Origin of the sequence: Niallia sp. M35 (assembly GCF_050971705.1) — a bacterium.
Taxonomy (GTDB): Bacteria; Bacillota; Bacilli; order Bacillales; family Cytobacillaceae; genus Niallia; species Niallia circulans_A.
On sequence record NZ_JBPCEP010000010.1, the window covers coordinates 198776 to 215800 of the forward strand.

Below are 17025 nucleotides of genomic sequence, written 5' to 3' on the forward strand. Positions count from 1 at the left end.
TATAAAATTACTTATTTAAATGGAAAGGACGAGTTAGATGAAAAAAATAATAATGCTGTTAATGCTAACTACTATAGCATTAACCGGCTTTTGTTCTTTAGTAAGTGCAGCTCCAGCTTCAGAAAAAAGAGAGATAACCCAAGAAGATAAACAGTTTTTAATAGAAATGGCAAAAAGTTTGGGAATAAAGCCAGAAGGTAAAGACCCAGCTGCGATAAAAAAAGAAATCCATGAAGTATTAATAAAGAAGGAAGCTCAGAAATTAGGAATAAAAACAGAGGGAAAAGATTTACAACAAATAGCGATGGAAGTACATACTGCTCATCTTAAAGAAGAAGCAAAGTCGCTAGGAATTAGCACAGAGGGGAAAGATGCCAAAACATTAATGAAAGAAGTGTTTGAGGCGAAAATTTTGAAACAGGCAAAAGAGCTGGGGATAGATACAAAAGAAAAAACAATACAGCAACTAGGCAAAGAAGTGCAAGAAAAAATGATTATGACTGAGGCAAAAAAGCTTAATATCCAAACGGAAGGAAAAGATTTTAAGCAAATTGCCGATGAGATAAGAGATACACAAATTATGAAGAAAGCGAAAGAGTTAGGGATTGATACAGAAAATAAACAGCCAAAAGAATTATTAAAAGAAATGATGATTAAACATCCAAAAGAATTAAAAAAGTTAAAATTGTTTCCTTCTTATGGGGAACATTTCATGTTTAAAAAGCACCATAAACTAAACAGAGAACATTAATACTACCTAGAAAAATCACTTGAATAATTCAAGTGGTTTTTCTTTTTTTCTATTTTGTTCATTATTTTGAACAAAATGAGAGATTAGCCTCTCCGGAATAAGGGGAAAAAAGTTAAAAAAACAGCATTTACCAATAGGGGATTGATTACCAAAAAAATAGGAAAGAGGAAGAGGTGTTCAATATATTGAAATGAACCTTTTGCCCTATTAACAATTAGGATTTTGAAACGTATTATCTATTTTTGAAAAAAAAAGCATAAAAGCCTGTAATTTTTATAAAGGATTAGTATGCTTAAATTAGCAGACTTAGACAGTATATATGATATATGGAAAATTTACACGAAAAGAATAGTAATGTAAGGGAAAAGAAATCTGTTAATAGCTGCATTAAAAAGGGAGCAATAGGAGGAATAAAGATTGAAGCAATATTCCAAACTACGAATTACGGAAAAAGATCAAAATATTTATAATGCACTGTGTGATTTGTATAAGGAAAAAGGGGGAAAAGTAGGGATTGGCCCTACAGAGATTGGAATAAGAGTTGGTAGAGATTCCTATGATGCTTCTGCATATTGCAATGCATCTTTAAAAAAGCTGATTCATTTTGAAAAAATTGAAAAAATAGATAACGGAAAGTATATACCACTAGAGATAGGGAAAGAAGAGTAATAAAAGATTGTAATTGCCCCATAAAAAATGTTTTGTAGAACGGTGTTTTGTTTATAAACACTACGAGCTTTTCTAAAACATTTTGTTATGGGGCATTTTTGCTTTATAGAAATAATTTATATGAATGCTATTGAAAAATAGTCCATAGACCGAAAAAAGGATTGAAAGTTAAAGAAATTAATGTATAATAACTGGGTATAAGTAAACTTTAAGTTTAGTTATACAGAACTTTTGTGCCTTCAAGTTTACTATTTCTAAACAAAAAGTAGGTTGAATCATGGAAATCGGAAAAAAAATAAAGAATTTACGGTTGAAAAAAGGATTAACACAAGAAGAGTTAGGTGAGAGAACTGATTTAAGCAAGGGATATATATCCCAGCTGGAGAGGGATTTAAGTTCTCCTTCCATTGAGACATTTTTTGATATTTTAGAAGTTTTAGGATGTACACCGAAAGAATTCTTCGATGATGAAGAGCGAAAACAGAAGGTGGTTTATACAGAGGATGATATAACGGATTTTTCTGATGAGGAAAAAGGGTATCGGATTCAATGGCTAGTTCCTGAATCAAATGAAAAAGAAATGGAACCAATACGGCTATTCTTTTCTAAGAATGGAGAATTTAAAATATTTGAACCTTCTTTATCGGAAACATTTGCATATGTAGTAGAAGGCGAAATTCTGCTGAAATTAGGCAGACAAGAGTATCGGGCAAAAAAAGGGGAATCTATTTACTATCATGCAACAGAGGAACATCAATTAATAAATCTAGCAGATGGTGTAACGGAATTAATTCTTGTAGCCACAGATTCTTACTTATAAGAAGAATTCATAAACAATAGAAAAATCAATGAAGAGGGGGATATTATGTCTGAGCAGCATATTATTCAATTTGAAAATGTAACAAAGAGTTATGATCAAGATACAACTGTTTTAGAAAATGTAAGCTTTGAAATTGAGCGAGGTAAATTTTATACACTGCTTGGTCCATCTGGCTGTGGAAAAACGACTGTTTTACGATTAATTGCTGGATTTATGGAACCGACAGAAGGAAATATTTACTTTAACGGTAAGCTGATTAATAAAATACCTGCAAATAAAAGACAGGTAAATACCGTTTTCCAAGATTATGCGCTATTCCCCCATTTAAATGTATTTGAAAATGTGGCCTTTGGTCTTCGTATAAAAAAATGGAAGAAGCAAGTAATCGAAGAAAAAGTGAAAGAGGCTCTACGTTTTGTTAACTTGGAAGGCTACGAGAATAGAGAAATCAGTGAGATGTCTGGTGGACAGAGACAGCGTGTTGCAATTGCAAGAGCCATTGTAAATGAACCGGAAATTATTCTTCTCGATGAACCATTATCTGCACTTGATTTAAAGCTTCGCACAGAAATGCAATATGAGTTAAGAGAATTACAGAGAAGATTAGGGATTACTTTTATCTTTGTGACACATGATCAGGAAGAAGCTTTGGCCATGTCAGATGAAATCTTTGTGTTAAATAAAGGACGCATTGAGCAAAGCGGAACACCAACTGATATTTATGATGAACCAATTAATCGTTTTGTAGCAGACTTTATCGGGGAATCCAATATTGTACCAGGAACAATGAAAAAAGATTTTGTTGTCCATTTTGGCAGTAAAACTTTTGATTGTGTAGATGGTGGCTTTGACGATAATGAAGCAGTAGAAGTAGTAATACGCCCAGAGGATTTAGAAATTACTTCTTTAGAAGCAGGTAAATTAAAGGTAAAGGTAGACTCTCAATTATTTAGAGGCGTTCATTACGAGATTTGTGGGTATGACGAGGATGGAAATGAATGGCTTGTTCATTCTACAAAGAAAGCAACGGTAGGAACCGAAATTGGCCTTTACTTTGAACCAGAGGCTATTCATGTTATGCGCCTTGGGGAAACAGAAGAAGAGTTTGATAAACGCCTAGAAGCGTATGAGGGGGCAGCCAATGAAAAGTAGTACTAAATGGTATACGGTCCCTTATTATCTATGGATTGTACTTTTTGTTATTGCTCCAGTTGCACTTGTTGTTTATTATTCTTTCTTTGATATTGAAGGGGCATTTACGTTTGAAAATTATCAGAAGTTCTTTACACCAGTTTATTTGAAAATGACGTTAAGTTCCTTTTGGTATGCTTTTTTAATAACGTTCTTTTCCTTGATTATTGCATATCCGACTGCGTATTTATTAACTAAAACGAAGCATAAGCAATTATGGCTATTATTAATTATTTTACCATCATGGATTAATCTTTTATTAAAGGCATATGCATTCTTAGGGATATTTGGAACACATGGTGCAGCCAATCAGATGCTCGATTTTCTTGGAATCGGTGAACAACAAATATTATTTACAGACTTCAGCTTTCTATTTGTAAGTGTGTATATCTTTATTCCTTTTATGATTCTGCCTATTTTCAATGCATTAGAGAAGATGAATCCTAGCTTAGTAGATGCGTCTCAGGATTTAGGAGCGTCATCTTGGACGACATTTAAAAAAATTGTCTTTCCTCTAACATTAAATGGAGTAAAGTCTGGGTGCCAAGCTGTATTTATTCCAGCTCTATCCCTATTTATGATCACTCGTTTAATTGCAGGTAACCGTGTCATCACATTAGGTACTGCGATTGAACAGCATTTCCTAATTACACAAGATTGGGGAATGGGTTCGACGATAGCTGTATTTTTGATTATTAGTATGATTATCATCATGGTTCTTACAGGGAACAGAAAGAGAGGGATATAAGATGAAAAAGCTATCCAAATGGTCTGTATTGTATTTATGCATTGTTTTTATCATATTATATGCCCCTATCTTTTATCTGATTTTTTACTCGTTTAATAGCGGGGGAACCATGCATGATTTTGATTCCTTTACACTTGGCTGGTATAAGGAGTTATTTCAAGATACAAGACTGCTCGTAATTGTGTTAAATACGATTATTATTGCTCTTTTGTCTGCAGCAGTATCAACTATCATTGGAGTACTTGGGGCTATTAGTATTTCTATAATGAGAAAAAAGGGCTTGAGGAATTCTATTTTGTCTTTAAACAATGTGCTTATTGTAAGCCCTGATGTTATTATTGGTGCTTCCTTCTTAATCTTTTTTACGATCATTGGAATCAAATTAGGATTCTTTTCTGTTCTGTTGTCACATATAGCTTTTTCGATTCCTATTGTTGTGATTATGGTTTTACCTAAGCTGGAAGAAATGAGTCCGACTTTGGTCGATGCTGCCTTAGATCTTGGAGCAAGCTGGAAGGATGTATTGACAAAAGTCATTATTCCTTATATTTCACCAGGAATATTTGCTGGTTTCTTTATGGCATTAACCTATTCTTTAGATGACTTTGCTGTAACATTTTTTGTAACAGGTAATGGATTTACCACCTTATCAGTAGAGATTTATTCTTTAGCACGACGAGGGATTTCTTTAAATATTAATGCATTATCGACCTTATTATTCTTATTTACGTTGCTTCTTGTCATTGGTTACTATTTCATTACGCAACGAGTTAATAAAACTCCACAAGCGGGGGTGAGAAAATGAAGTCTCTCATTCGTGGATTAATTGTTATTTTTGCACTGGCCTTCATCCTGCTATTTATTGTTCATCAATTAAATTCAAGCAGAGGGTATACGAGTGGTAAGACATTAACGGTATATAACTGGGGAGATTACATTGATGCAGACTTAATTTCTAAGTTTGAAGAGGAGACAGGGATTAAGATAATTTATGAAACCTTTGATTCCAATGAGGCAATGATGACAAAGATTCAGCAGGGAGGAACAAGCTATGATATTGCGATTCCCTCTGAATACATGATCGATAAAATGAAGGAAGAAGATTTATTAATTCCGATTGATCATTCGAAGCTTCCTAACTTGAAAAATATAGACAGCCGATTTATGGATCTTTCCTTTGATCCAGACAATAAATATTCAATTCCTTATTTCTGGGGAACAGTAGGAATTGTTTATAATCCAGCAATGCTTGATAATAAGAAAATTACTTCTTGGAATGATTTATGGGATAAGGATTTAAGAAATAAAATTATGCTGATAGATGGTGCACGAGAAATCATGGGGATGAGCTTAAATAGCTTACATTACTCTTTAAATGATAAAGATCATGATCACTTGCGGGAAGCAAAGGAAAAATTGGATACTTTAACACCAAATGTAAAGGCAATTGTAGGCGATGAAATTCGTATGCTCATTGAAAATGAAGAAGCATCAATCGGTGTGTTATGGTCTGGAATGGCTGCTGAGATTATGTGGGAAAATGAAGATGTAGAATATGTTGTTCCAGAAGAAGGATCTAATCTATGGTTCGATAATATGGTTATTCCAAAAACAGCCAAGAATATTGATGGGGCTCATCAATTTATTAATTTTATGCTAGATGCTGAAAATGCTGCTCAAAATACAGAATATGTCGGTTATTCTACTCCTAACAAGGCGGCAATGAAATTTTTGCCAGAGGATATTACTGGGGATGAACGTTTCTATCCAGATGAAGAATTGACATCTAAATTAGAAGTATACGAAAATCTTGGTCATCGTTCTCTAGCAGAATATAATGATTTATTCTTGGAGTTTAAGATGCATCGGAAATAAAGAAACAAGACAGTTCGCTAAATTTTTAGCGGGCTGTTTTTGTATGTAACCGCCTGTTATAGAAAATACTAACGAAAAACAAGGTGGGTTATAACATGAAAAAAATAATATGCTTTTTCTGTTTTCTTACGTTTCCGCTAGGAATCTCCGCTCAGGAGGCAGCTCCATCTAAAAATCAAGTTAGAAAAGAGCTTGCCATCGTCATTGATGATTTTGGTAATAATATGAAGGGGACAGAGGAGATGCTCAATCTACCTGTTCCTATTACGGTTGCAATAATGCCTTTTCTATCTACAAGTAAGGAAGATGCCATTCGTGCCCATAAAAAAGGGCATGAAGTGATCGTTCATCTGCCGCTAGAACCAAAAAAAGGGAAAAAGAGCTGGCTTGGACCAGGTGCTATTACAACAGATTTATCAGATCAAGAAATTAGAAAACGGGTGAAGGATGCGATTGAAAGTATTCCTTATGCGGTTGGGATGAATCATCATATGGGTTCAAAGGCGACGGAAGATAAAAGAGTAATGAAGATTATTCTAGAAGAATGTCGAAACCATAGTCTTTATTATTTAGACAGTAAGACAACAAGCAATAGTGTCATAAAGGAATTAGCCGAGGAATTAAATGTCCCTTATTTAGAAAATGATCTTTTTTTTGATCATATATATACAAGTCAATATATTAATAAGCAAGCTAGTCGATTAGCGAAAAAGCTAGATACAGAACAGGAATTTATTGCGATTGGCCATGTCGGAGTTTCTGGGCCAGCCGTAGTAAGTGTTTTAAAGGAGTACATTCCACTTTATCAAAAAGATGCTGATATTGTACCGCTTTCGACTCTAGTAGAAGGCTATGAACTGTTGGATACAGACATACCATAATTTATGTAAGAGCAAAACCATCACGCTATACCGAATAATGAAATTGGTATATAACGCTGGTCTATACTCTCCTAATTAGATTAAACTATGAAACGGGTTTCATAACAATAGCCGTTTTGAAGATACTGTAAAAATACATCGTCTTACCTATATAGAAAAAGGACAGACGAGAATTTTTCGCCTGTCCTTTATACATTGATTAGCTATTTAAAGTATTATCATCATTTGGTTTTTGAATAGAAGTTTGTTCCATTTTTCTATCCAGTTTATCTAAACGTTTTTTAGCAAATTCTCTGCCGCCGAGTCCAAAGGCAAGACCAAATGCTAATGCAAGACCGCCAAGGATTAAGATAAAGGCAGCATTGACAATAGAAGAAGCTACTTTTAATTGGTCAAGTGCCATAAAGACAGACAAAGTGATAATCGCATATTTAGCGATAACCGGTAACACTTTAAAGTGACCGCCTTGTAAAACGCTGCTTAGTAGTTTCTGTACGAGATAACCTAGCCATAAGCCGACGCCAATAATGACAATAGCAGCAATCACCATTGGTAAGTAAGCAATAACAGCGGTAGAAAGTGTAACTAAAAATTCAAGTCCGACAATATTTAAAGCTTGTACAGCTAATAAGAAAACAATCAGAATTTGAACAATTGTCCCAATAATGTTGGAAATACTAGTATTAGCGTTTATACCCATTTTTCTTACATAGGTATCTAAGCTTAGTTTAACTAATAAAGTAACAACCATTTGTTTTACCCATTTGCCTATCCAAATACCAATTAAGATAAGGATAATGGCTGTCGCAATATTAGGAATCATTGTTAGAATATCATTTAACATGTTAATAGCTGGTTGAGAAATTCCTTGAATGTCTAATTTCTCAAGCGCTGAAATAACAGTTGGGATGAGAATGAAAATGAACACAATGTTCCCGATAACAGAAGATATGCTTACATTATCAAGAAGCTTGTTAATACCTAAGCGTTTAGCTAAGGCTTCTGTGCCGATTGCTTGTAGGAAGTTTGTTAGAATTGTACGTACTATTTTTGCAACAAACCAGCCTACTAAAACGATTAATGCTGCTGCTAAAAGTTTTGGTAAGAAAGCAAGCATGTTTTGAAGCATATTCGCAAATGGTTCAGAAACACCATATAAGTTAAGGGCACCTAGGATAGCAGGTAAGAATAACAATAGTATTAAATAAAATACAATGTTAGCTACTTTATCCATCATGTTTTGTGGGTTATTCTTTTCTGCAAGATTCCATTTCTGTAATCTCTCATGAACCTTTAGAGTGCTTCCTGTCTTTTTAATAAGATACTTTAATCCGGAAGCAACTACCCAGGCAATTAATAGAATTAATGCAGCCTTTAAAATATTTGGAATTGCTCCTAGAATGGTGGAAAGCAGATTTACTAACGGAGAAGTAATTACCGTTAAATTTAGTATATTAAAGAATAGGGTAAAGACAAAAACCAATAATAGATAGAATACGATCTTACTAATTATCTTTTCAGATGAATATTTTTTGGGTTTTCCGTCTGGGAAAATTTTCTCATCTACATTTGTTTTTTGCAGTCCTTTATAGAGGGCTTTTTCTATAATTTTTGCAATAATCCACCCGATAATTAAAACGACCACTGCTAGAATAAAATCAGGTAGCTTGTCCCAAAAGGAATTCCAATTCCAGTTATAGTACATACTCTTCACTCCTTGATTTAAATTAGGCATTTTTAAAGAATGTTGTTTCATATAGGAATAAGTTGATTTTTACATCAGTAAAATTATTCGTTCCAATGAGCTCAGGAAATTTATATGTTTCCTATTAACAACAACTTTAATCAGCCTTAATGTATTCTACTTAATACCCAGTGAGAATAGGATTAAACGTTGGATAAAATGGAGTTTAAGGAATGAGGGGGGGCAATAAAAAAGAGAAGACTGTATTGAAAGCCTTCTCATGCAGAGTCTATTTCTATTATATTTTTTCTAAAAGATTATCTTAATGCTTTTTCTTCGAATCTATATAAACAGTCATTACTGCCAACCATAATGAGAATATCGCCCTGATGGATTACTTCATTTGCGGATGGAGAGACAATTGTTTCTCCTGCTCGTTGGATGCCAATAATAGTACAGCCATAATTAGCACGGACATCTAAATCTAAAATCGACTTATTATGTATTTTCGGAGAAGCTACCATTTCCACAATTCCGTGTTCTTTTGAAAGCTCAATATAATCAATCATACTATCAGAAACAACATGGTGGGCAATTCTTTTTGCCATATCCTGTTCTGGATGAATGACGCGGTCAGCACCGATTTTTTCTAAAACGCGTTTATGATAGACATCGGCCGCCTTCACCCAGACTTTGCTAAGACCCATCTCTTTTAACAGCATGGTCGTAAGGGTGCTAGACTCGACGTCATCTCCAAACGAAACAAAAGCATGATCGAAATTCCGAATACCGATTTGCGTTAGTGATGCCTCTGTAAGAGTTGTCATTTGCACACAAAGGGTAGCGAAAGGTCGATATTTTTCCACTTTCTCGAGAGATTGATCAATGGCTAATACTTCCGCCCCCATTTTATGAAATTCTTCCACTAAACTACCACCAAAACTGCCTAATCCTATCACAACAAATTGTTTTTTCATGTTTATCCTCCTAGGGATGAAAATACATACTTTTGCCATCATTATACTTTTTTATCGAAAAGAAGGAAAATGGTTTTTTTGCTTTTCAGGAGATAAATAGGAAGAAGAAGCTTTAATGGAAATTAAAAAACCACTTTTTCGCAAGGAAGACGAAAAAGTGGTAGATTTTTTCCAATATTATTCAGAAAGATATGCAGTTAACATCCATAAATGTTTTTCAATTTTGCCAATTAAATCAATAGCTAAATCATTAGTAATCACATCTTCTAATTCATCTGCATGTGCTGCTAGTGCTTTTAATTGTGTATTAATATGGCTATAATCCTCTACTAAAGATTTCACCATATCATTTGCAGATCGTTTTTCCGTACTTTCTTGTAAAGTGGAAGTTTCGATAAATTCTTTTAATGTAGAAACAGGTTTACCGCCAATAGCAAGCAAGCGCTCTGCAAGTTCATCTACTGCTTCACCAGCTTCGTCATATAACTCTTCAAATTTTTCATGAAGTGTGAAGAAAAATGGTCCTTTTACATACCAATGATGTTGATGTAGTTTTGTGTATAATACGCTCCAGTTAGCAATTTGTACGTTTAGTTCTTTTTGTAATTCTACTTTTGTTTGTAATCCCATGTTTAACAAACTCCCTTCGACTGATTATATATTAATTATAACAAATTCTAAATTAAAATCAATACTTATTTGTAATTATTTTAATTTAGTTTTTATTACAATTAGAGAAAACATAGTCATCTTATTGTTGCTAAAATTTCTTTATAGTTTTTGTTGTTCTATTAAATATATACCCTAATTACAGAGGAAAGAAAACAAAAGGGAGAAAGATTTCATCAAATGGACAAAAATAAAAAAAGACTCAGCGAGGTGCGGAGTCTAGTTGATCTTTACAATTAGAAAGAGAGGGATTTAGAAGAAAACATATAAGATTTATGGTGATAACGAATACTAAATATGAGTCCCATTGCCATCAAATTGCACATTAGAGAGCTGCCCCCATAACTTATAAATGGAAGGGGAATCCCTGTTATCGGCAATAATTGTATAGTCATTCCGATATTCTCAAAAACGTGGAATGTAATCATACTAATAACGCCGACGCTGATATAAATACTGTAGGGATTGGCTGTTTGCAATGCAGTTCGAACTAGGTGAAATATTAAAAGAAAATAAAGAATAATGACAATACTGCCGCCAATAAATCCATACTCCTCCCCAATAATCGTAAAAATAAAGTCTGTATGTCTTTCGGGAATATACACTTCCTCTTTTCCTAAGCCCTTACCACCAATAAGCCCAGAGCCTATCGCCATCAGTGATTTGACTAACTGTAAGCCATCATCGCCAGCATTATGAGGGTCGAGCCAGGAATTAACACGAGCGAATTGATAGGGATCTACTCCTAGATATTTTTCTAATAGTTCTCTTCCGAAGATAGCTAAGTATAAAACAATGGAACCAAATGCAGCAGCAGCACCATATAAAGGAATGAGCAGTTTCCATGAAATTCCTGAGACTAGCATCATTCCAATTAAAATAGCCATTAACACGAGTGTAGTCCCAAAATCCTGCAAAATGACTAATGCTATTGGAACACCAGCTACAATCGCCAGTTTACCCATCAAAATAAAATCTGTTCGCAGAGATTTATGAATGGTTTTGACATTATGATTATTTATAACTTTAGCAATCGCTAAAATATAAAAGACCTTCATATATTCAGACGGTTGAATACTGCCAATATGGGGAATGACATACCAACTTTGCGCTCCGCCTCTGCGTGGAGTAAATGCCGTTTCTGGAGCAACTAGAAGACCGATTAATAAAACGGCCCCTATTCCATACAAAATCCAAGTCATTTGTTGAATCTGTTCATTATCAAAATACATAATAATGGCAATTACAACCGCGCCAATAACATACCACATAATTTGTGATTGTAAGTAAGCAGCGTTCGCGCTGTATATAGCAATACTGCTAACTAGACAAAATAACATAAGCAAAAGACATAATGTCCAATCAAATCTTTCAGAAAAAACATTTCTTGTTCTCATTTCTGCAAACCCCTAGTTCAAATTTCTTACCTATTTATATAGACGGAAATGGAAACAGAATTGTTTCCTTATTTTTCATAATCGAAAAAAAAAGATAGGTGGAAAAAATAGACAGGATTTAAAAAGACTGCCTTTTGACAGACAGTCTTTTTTTTCACATTAAATGGGCAAGGAAAATTTGTGCGATTCCGAAGTAAATAAATAACGAAAATATATCATTAAGAGTTGTAATCAAAGGTCCAGAGGCTACTGCTGGGTCAATATTTAACTTATAAAGAATGATTGGAATAATAGTACCAGATAGTGTTCCGATGATAAGTGTGCAAATTAAAGAAAGACCAACAACTAAGCCAAGCATGAGATCGCTTTGCCAGACATAGGCAATAATCGTAATAATAACACCGCAGGTTATCCCAATGATCAAACCAACTAATAATTCCCTGAAAATCAGTTTTGTTACAACTGCTTTATTAATTGTATTAGAAATAAGTCCACGAACGACAACGGCTAATGATTGTGTTCCCGTGTTCCCAGTCATTCCAGAAATCATCGGCATGAAAAAAGATAATGCTACAACCTTTGTAAGAACATCCTCATAATTGCTGATAATACTGCCAGATACAACCCCGATAAAAAGCAGCAAGATTAACCAAGGAAGTCTTCTGTAAGCTGCAACAGATGCTTTTGTATCAAAGTCTATTGATTTACCTGAAGCAGAAAGCTTTTCGATATCTTCATTTGCTTCTTGAAAAACGACATCAATCATATCATCAACTGTAACAATTCCCATTAAGATGTTTTCTTCATTGACAACGGGAATGGCTAAGAAATCATATTTTTGGATGGTTTGGGCTACTTCTTCTTGGTCCTGATCCACTGTGACACTAATAACCCGTTCATACATAATGTCACGAATTTTGTCCTGGGGTTCAGCAATCAAAAGATCACGATAGGAAACAACACCAACTAATTTTCTATTCTGATCAATGACGTATAAATAGCTTAAAGTTTCCGCGAAATCTGCAAACGATTTTAGTTTATCGACAGCTTCACGCGTAGTGTAGTAATCACGAATCCAAACAAAACGATTGGTCATAAGACGTCCAGCGGTTTCATCTGGGTAGTTCATTAAGTTTTGGACAATAATGGATTCTTCTTTTTTCATTCCAGAAAGGAGTTCTTTAATTCTTTCTGGTGCTAGTTCATTTAAAAGGGAAGCTAGGTCATCATTGTCCATTAAATCTAGAACCTTCCCTGTTTTGTCCATTCCTAATGTATTTAGAACTTCCAGCTGTTCCTCTTTATCCAATTCCTCCAAGAGATGGGCTAATAAGTCGACTTTTAAGAAAAGCAAAAAACGAGCCCTGTGCTTATCGGGGAGACTCTCATAAATTTGAGCTATATCATATGGTTGTAGCTCATCAACGATGGATTCAAGTTCAGATTTTTTATTATCTTTTAGTGTCTGAATGATGTGAAGTGTGATCTGATTTTCTGTCATTTTGTGTATCATACTTCTCACTCTCCCTTCCGATGTTTATAGGCTATTATTCGACATATACCCTGTTTTATTATATGTAATTAAGTGAAAGAATGAAATGGATAAATCTTTGTAAAAAAGGAGATTTTGAGAAAAAACAGATCCCTTGAAAAAACATTGTTAAGTTTTCTGACAATTAACTTGAAAAGAATTGCCTCTCGATTAAAATAAGGGTATAACATGCATGACTGCAGGCAACTGCTGCTATTGCGCCTTTTTTTCGTATATCCTTAATAATTGGGTTAAGGGTCTCTACTGGAAACCGTAAATTTCTTGCTACGAAAAATATGCTTTGAACTAGCATATTTTTCGTAGTTTTTTTGTGTTTATGCGGAAATTTAAACAAGCATGGGGGAGTTTAAATGGGAAATATGTTAATCAAAAATGCACAGATAGTAACAATGAATCAAGCAGAAGAAATTATAACCGGAGATATTTATATAGAAGGGAATATCATTAAGGAAATAGGGGAGAATCTTAAAAAAAATCACGTAGATAAAATGATTGATGCGACAAATAGAACGGTAATTCCTGGGTTTGTTCAGACTCATATTCACTTATGCCAGACACTTTTTCGCGGAAAAGGGGATGATCTTGAGCTAATGGATTGGCTTAAACAAAGAATCTGGCCACTTGAGGCTGCTCATGACGAGGAATCTATTTATTATTCCGCCATGCTTGGTATTGGAGAGCTACTGGAAAGCGGGACAACAACGATTGTTGATATGGAAACCGTTCATCATACGGAACATGCTTTTCACGCACTTGCAGAAAGCGGAATCCGGGCTGTTTCTGGAAAGGTAATGATGGATAAAGGGGATGAAGTCCCCTTAGCATTGCAGGAATTAACAGCGGAGTCTATTCAACAGAGTGTAGATTTATTAGAAAAATGGGATGGCTTTGATAATGGAAGAATTCAATATGCCTTTTCGCCAAGATTTGTGGTTTCTTGTACGGAAGAGCTATTGAAAGAGGTGAAGATTCTTTCAGATAAATATGGTGTAAAAGTGCACACCCATGCCTCAGAAAATAAGGGGGAAATTCAAATCGTGCAAAAAGAAACAGGTATGAGGAATGTGGTGTACTTAGATCATCTCGGTTTAGCAAATGACCGCTTGATATTGGCGCATTGTATTTGGCTGGATGAAGAAGAAAAGCGGATTATTCAAGAGAAGGGTGTCCATGTTAGTCATTGTCCCGGCTCTAATTTAAAGCTAGCATCAGGGATAGCTGACACACATCATCTTACTTGCAATCATGTTTCCGTCAGTTTAGGGGCAGATGGGGCTCCGTGTAATAATAACTTGGATATGTTTAATGAAATGAGGTTGGCTGCACTTATTCAAAAGCCAATACATGGACCAACAGCGATGGATGCGAGAACAGTGTTCCGCATGGCAACTTTAGGTGGAGCAAAAGCAGTCGGACTCGAAAAAGAAATTGGCAGTCTGGAAATTGGCAAGCGAGCAGATTTAGCGATTTTAAACCTGCAAAATTTTCATACCTTTCCGTCCTATGATGTGGATCCTATCTCAAGAATTGTCTATTCCGCCACACGAGCAGATGTAGAAACAACCATTATAGACGGTAGAATAGTAATGGAAAATAAAATCATGAAAACAATAGATAAAAGTATTGTGCTAAAAGAAGCGGATAAAAGTATAAAAAGATTGTTAAGCAAAACAACCATAAATTGAGCTGGATTTGATTGCAACCGTTACTAGGATTTTGGAAAATTGCGTTATTCCATTTCCTAGTACGGTGTATTTTTTTTGGGGAAGGTAAGTGGTCAAGATTGGATGAAAAATTGAAAGTCTGGCTGAAACCAAGCAAATTAGCCGATAAAATCAATTATTTAGCTAAAAACGACTATTACTGCCCCCTTTGAACAGCACAAAATTAACTAAAATAATTCTGATGGATGCCAACAATCCGCAAATATTAACGAATATTCAAGTTAGCTTTCTCCTAGACGCTCTCACATTCCAAGTATACGCTTCCTTTTTTTTCTAAATTTTAGATTATGTAAGCTATTTTTCCTTATTTTTGTTAAACTAAAATGGTTACAATAAGTACAACTAGATGTATGATGGAAAGTATGTAAAAGCAGATCAAGGATTTTAAATATAATATAAAAAATAAGGGAATATTTCTTATCATGATTTCGATAAAATGGAGTAAAGACAATTTCGATAACAAGAATGTAAGCTGAAGCTCTTTAAGTTTACAAGCTAATAATGTTTGGAGGTTTACTTGATGAAAAAAGGTAATAATGATATTCGAGATGTGGTTTATATCCATCTAAATGAGAAAGAACGTTTTGTGCTTTCTTATGGTATAGAGTTTAGAGAGTTTTACAGAATCCTTGCTGATACTCTTGCCTCTATTTTGTTGTTAAAGCATCAGTTTGAAGATGGAGAATTTCATATACATACCCAGTTCGAATATGTTCCAAACAATAAATTAGCACCGTTATCGATGGAAGATGTTTATGGATATGGGGACTTTGTATGGGTCGATTTTGATGAGACGGAAACATTAGATATTTTAGAAGGGCAAACGATAGCGGAACTCTTGTATTTAGGACATAAACTGGAGCCTTTAAAAAAGCCATTTTTTCAACAATTGAACAACCAATATGCCTATTTAGCTCATGATGATGGCTGGTTTAATAAAATTTATTATAAAAACATGGAGTCTTTTTATCAATTATTTTGTGAGGTTATTGCAAATAAAGTGACAGAACTTAAATTAGAGAAAGCGCTGTTAGGAATTAAAAAGAAAAGGCTTTATCCACCTCTTCCGAAAGAAATTGTAACAGAGTTAAAACGTTATATGAGTGAGGGCATGGTTTTATCTATTGAAAAAGCCTATCAAACACGATTGAAGCTGGAGATTCCAATTTGGGTTTTAGGGGATTTTGATAATATGGACGATATGTATGAAGAATATGAGAAGAATGCTAAGCAAAAAAGTGATGCTTTACTTATTTTTGATAAAAAATTAAGAGAATGGCAATTAGCTATCGTTTAATTGGTGACAAATATGAGTGGAAATATAATGGTAAGCTTTCCGGCAGCATTAAAGAAAATGACGTTTGTGGAGCGCCCAAATCGGTTTATTTTACATTGTTATGATCAGGAAACAGAAGAAATAGAAAAGGTCCATTTGGCAGATCCAGGGCGGCTGATCGAACTTTTAGTTGAAGGGGCTGTGATTTATGTTCTGCCGAGCATGAATCCTAATCGGAAGACAAAGTGGACGGCTGTGTATGTGGAAGCAAATGGATTGCTTGTGTCAATTAATACTACCTATCCTAATAAGTTAGTCGAATTAATGTTAAAGAAAGCCATGATAGAGGAGCTTTCTGCTTATCATTGGGTTAAGTCTGAATATACGTATGGCAGCTCACGATGGGATTTCTTATTAGAAGATAGGAAAAACAATCAGCTACTTCTCGAAGTAAAGAGTGTCACCTTAGCGAGCGATGGAATTGGCATGTTTTCAGACGCTGTTACTAAAAGGGGTTCTAAGCATGTGCAAGAATTAACTGCTATTGCAAGTGAAGGAATAATAAAAACAGCTATTTTATTTGTTGTGCAAAGAGAAGACGTGGAAATAGTGACAGGAGCAGCTGCAATTGATCCAGTTTTCGCAAAAAGCTTGGAAGAAGCTGCACATGCTGGGGTGCAATTATTAAGCTACACTTGCATATTATCAGAGCAGGGAATTGCATTGGGCCATGCGGTTCCGGTCGATCCTTTTTTTAAACTTTAGTAAAGGAATATATTTATTTACACATCTGTTAAATGTATAATCAGAA

At 34.6% G+C, this 17025-nt stretch carries 16 protein-coding genes and 1 riboswitch; of the genes, 11 read left to right on the forward strand and 5 right to left on the reverse strand.

The window, feature by feature from the left end:
- Positions 1 to 37 precede the first annotated feature (37 nt).
- From NiCM35_RS15695 to NiCM35_RS15730, 8 genes are all read left to right on the forward strand, one after another.
- The gene (locus tag NiCM35_RS15695; RefSeq protein WP_171509238.1) at positions 38 to 751 is read left to right on the forward strand and encodes a hypothetical protein; all 714 of its coding nucleotides are present in this window, start codon (positions 38 to 40) and stop codon (positions 749 to 751) included.
- A gap of 417 nt (positions 752 to 1168) precedes the next feature.
- Positions 1169 to 1420 carry a hypothetical protein gene (locus tag NiCM35_RS15700; protein ID WP_095331073.1) on the forward strand — a complete coding sequence of 84 codons (252 nt, stop codon included), beginning with the start codon at positions 1169 to 1171 and terminating at the stop codon, positions 1418 to 1420.
- Positions 1421 to 1697: 277 nt separating this feature from the next.
- Complete coding sequence (locus tag NiCM35_RS15705; RefSeq protein WP_095331071.1) at positions 1698 to 2240, forward strand: helix-turn-helix domain-containing protein; 543 nt, start codon at positions 1698 to 1700, stop codon at positions 2238 to 2240.
- 45 nt (positions 2241 to 2285) lie between these two features.
- Positions 2286 to 3392: an ABC transporter ATP-binding protein gene (locus NiCM35_RS15710; RefSeq protein WP_047944214.1), complete on the forward strand. Its 1107-nt coding sequence runs from the start codon at positions 2286 to 2288 to the stop codon at positions 3390 to 3392.
- Complete coding sequence (locus NiCM35_RS15715) at positions 3382 to 4179, forward strand: ABC transporter permease (RefSeq protein ID WP_123258776.1); 798 nt, start codon at positions 3382 to 3384, stop codon at positions 4177 to 4179. Before NiCM35_RS15710 ends, NiCM35_RS15715 begins: the two co-directional genes overlap by 11 nt.
- 1 nt (position 4180) lies before the next feature.
- Complete coding sequence (locus NiCM35_RS15720; protein ID WP_095331067.1) at positions 4181 to 4984, forward strand: ABC transporter permease; 804 nt, start codon at positions 4181 to 4183, stop codon at positions 4982 to 4984.
- Positions 4981 to 6054: an ABC transporter substrate-binding protein gene (locus NiCM35_RS15725; RefSeq protein ID WP_095331066.1), complete on the forward strand. Its 1074-nt coding sequence runs from the start codon at positions 4981 to 4983 to the stop codon at positions 6052 to 6054. The genes NiCM35_RS15720 and NiCM35_RS15725 overlap by 4 nt, the downstream gene beginning before the upstream one ends.
- A 95-nt stretch (positions 6055 to 6149) precedes the next feature.
- Complete coding sequence (locus tag NiCM35_RS15730) at positions 6150 to 6935, forward strand: divergent polysaccharide deacetylase family protein (protein ID WP_095331064.1); 786 nt, start codon at positions 6150 to 6152, stop codon at positions 6933 to 6935.
- Between the two features lie 199 nt (positions 6936 to 7134).
- On the opposite strand, the gene NiCM35_RS15735 is transcribed toward NiCM35_RS15730, so the two are convergent.
- From NiCM35_RS15735 to mgtE, 5 genes are all read right to left on the reverse strand, one after another.
- Entirely contained in the window at positions 7135 to 8640 is a 1506-nt protein-coding gene (locus NiCM35_RS15735; RefSeq protein ID WP_433780040.1) for a mechanosensitive ion channel, read from the reverse strand.
- Between the two features lie 296 nt (positions 8641 to 8936).
- Complete coding sequence (locus tag NiCM35_RS15740; RefSeq protein ID WP_095331062.1) at positions 8937 to 9596, reverse strand: potassium channel family protein; 660 nt, start codon at positions 9594 to 9596, stop codon at positions 8937 to 8939.
- Positions 9597 to 9773: 177 nt separating this feature from the next.
- The gene (locus NiCM35_RS15745) at positions 9774 to 10226 is read right to left on the reverse strand and encodes a Dps family protein (RefSeq protein ID WP_047944207.1); all 453 of its coding nucleotides are present in this window, start codon (positions 10224 to 10226) and stop codon (positions 9774 to 9776) included.
- 275 nt (positions 10227 to 10501) lie between these two features.
- Positions 10502 to 11662, reverse strand: a complete 1161-nt coding sequence (locus tag NiCM35_RS15750; RefSeq protein ID WP_163185682.1) for an FtsW/RodA/SpoVE family cell cycle protein — start codon at positions 11660 to 11662, stop codon at positions 10502 to 10504.
- A 154-nt stretch (positions 11663 to 11816) separates the two neighbouring features.
- Positions 11817 to 13175, reverse strand: coding sequence for a magnesium transporter (gene mgtE / locus NiCM35_RS15755; protein ID WP_433780042.1), 1359 nt, complete (start codon positions 13173 to 13175; stop codon positions 11817 to 11819).
- Between the two features lie 227 nt (positions 13176 to 13402).
- A riboswitch (purine riboswitch) is annotated at positions 13403 to 13501 on the forward strand.
- 63 nt (positions 13502 to 13564) lie between these two features.
- Here mgtE and NiCM35_RS15760 point away from each other — a divergent pair.
- The 3 genes from NiCM35_RS15760 (at position 13565) to sfsA (ending at position 16979) form a co-directional block, all read left to right on the forward strand.
- Positions 13565 to 14899, forward strand: coding sequence for a 5'-deoxyadenosine deaminase (locus NiCM35_RS15760; protein ID WP_123258781.1), 1335 nt, complete (start codon positions 13565 to 13567; stop codon positions 14897 to 14899).
- Between the two features lie 559 nt (positions 14900 to 15458).
- Positions 15459 to 16235 carry a hypothetical protein gene (locus NiCM35_RS15765; RefSeq protein WP_095331056.1) on the forward strand — a complete coding sequence of 259 codons (777 nt, stop codon included), beginning with the start codon at positions 15459 to 15461 and terminating at the stop codon, positions 16233 to 16235.
- Positions 16236 to 16247: 12 nt separating this feature from the next.
- Positions 16248 to 16979 carry a DNA/RNA nuclease SfsA gene (gene sfsA, locus NiCM35_RS15770; RefSeq protein ID WP_433780045.1) on the forward strand — a complete coding sequence of 244 codons (732 nt, stop codon included), beginning with the start codon at positions 16248 to 16250 and terminating at the stop codon, positions 16977 to 16979.
- The last annotated feature ends 46 nt before the right edge of the window (positions 16980 to 17025 follow it).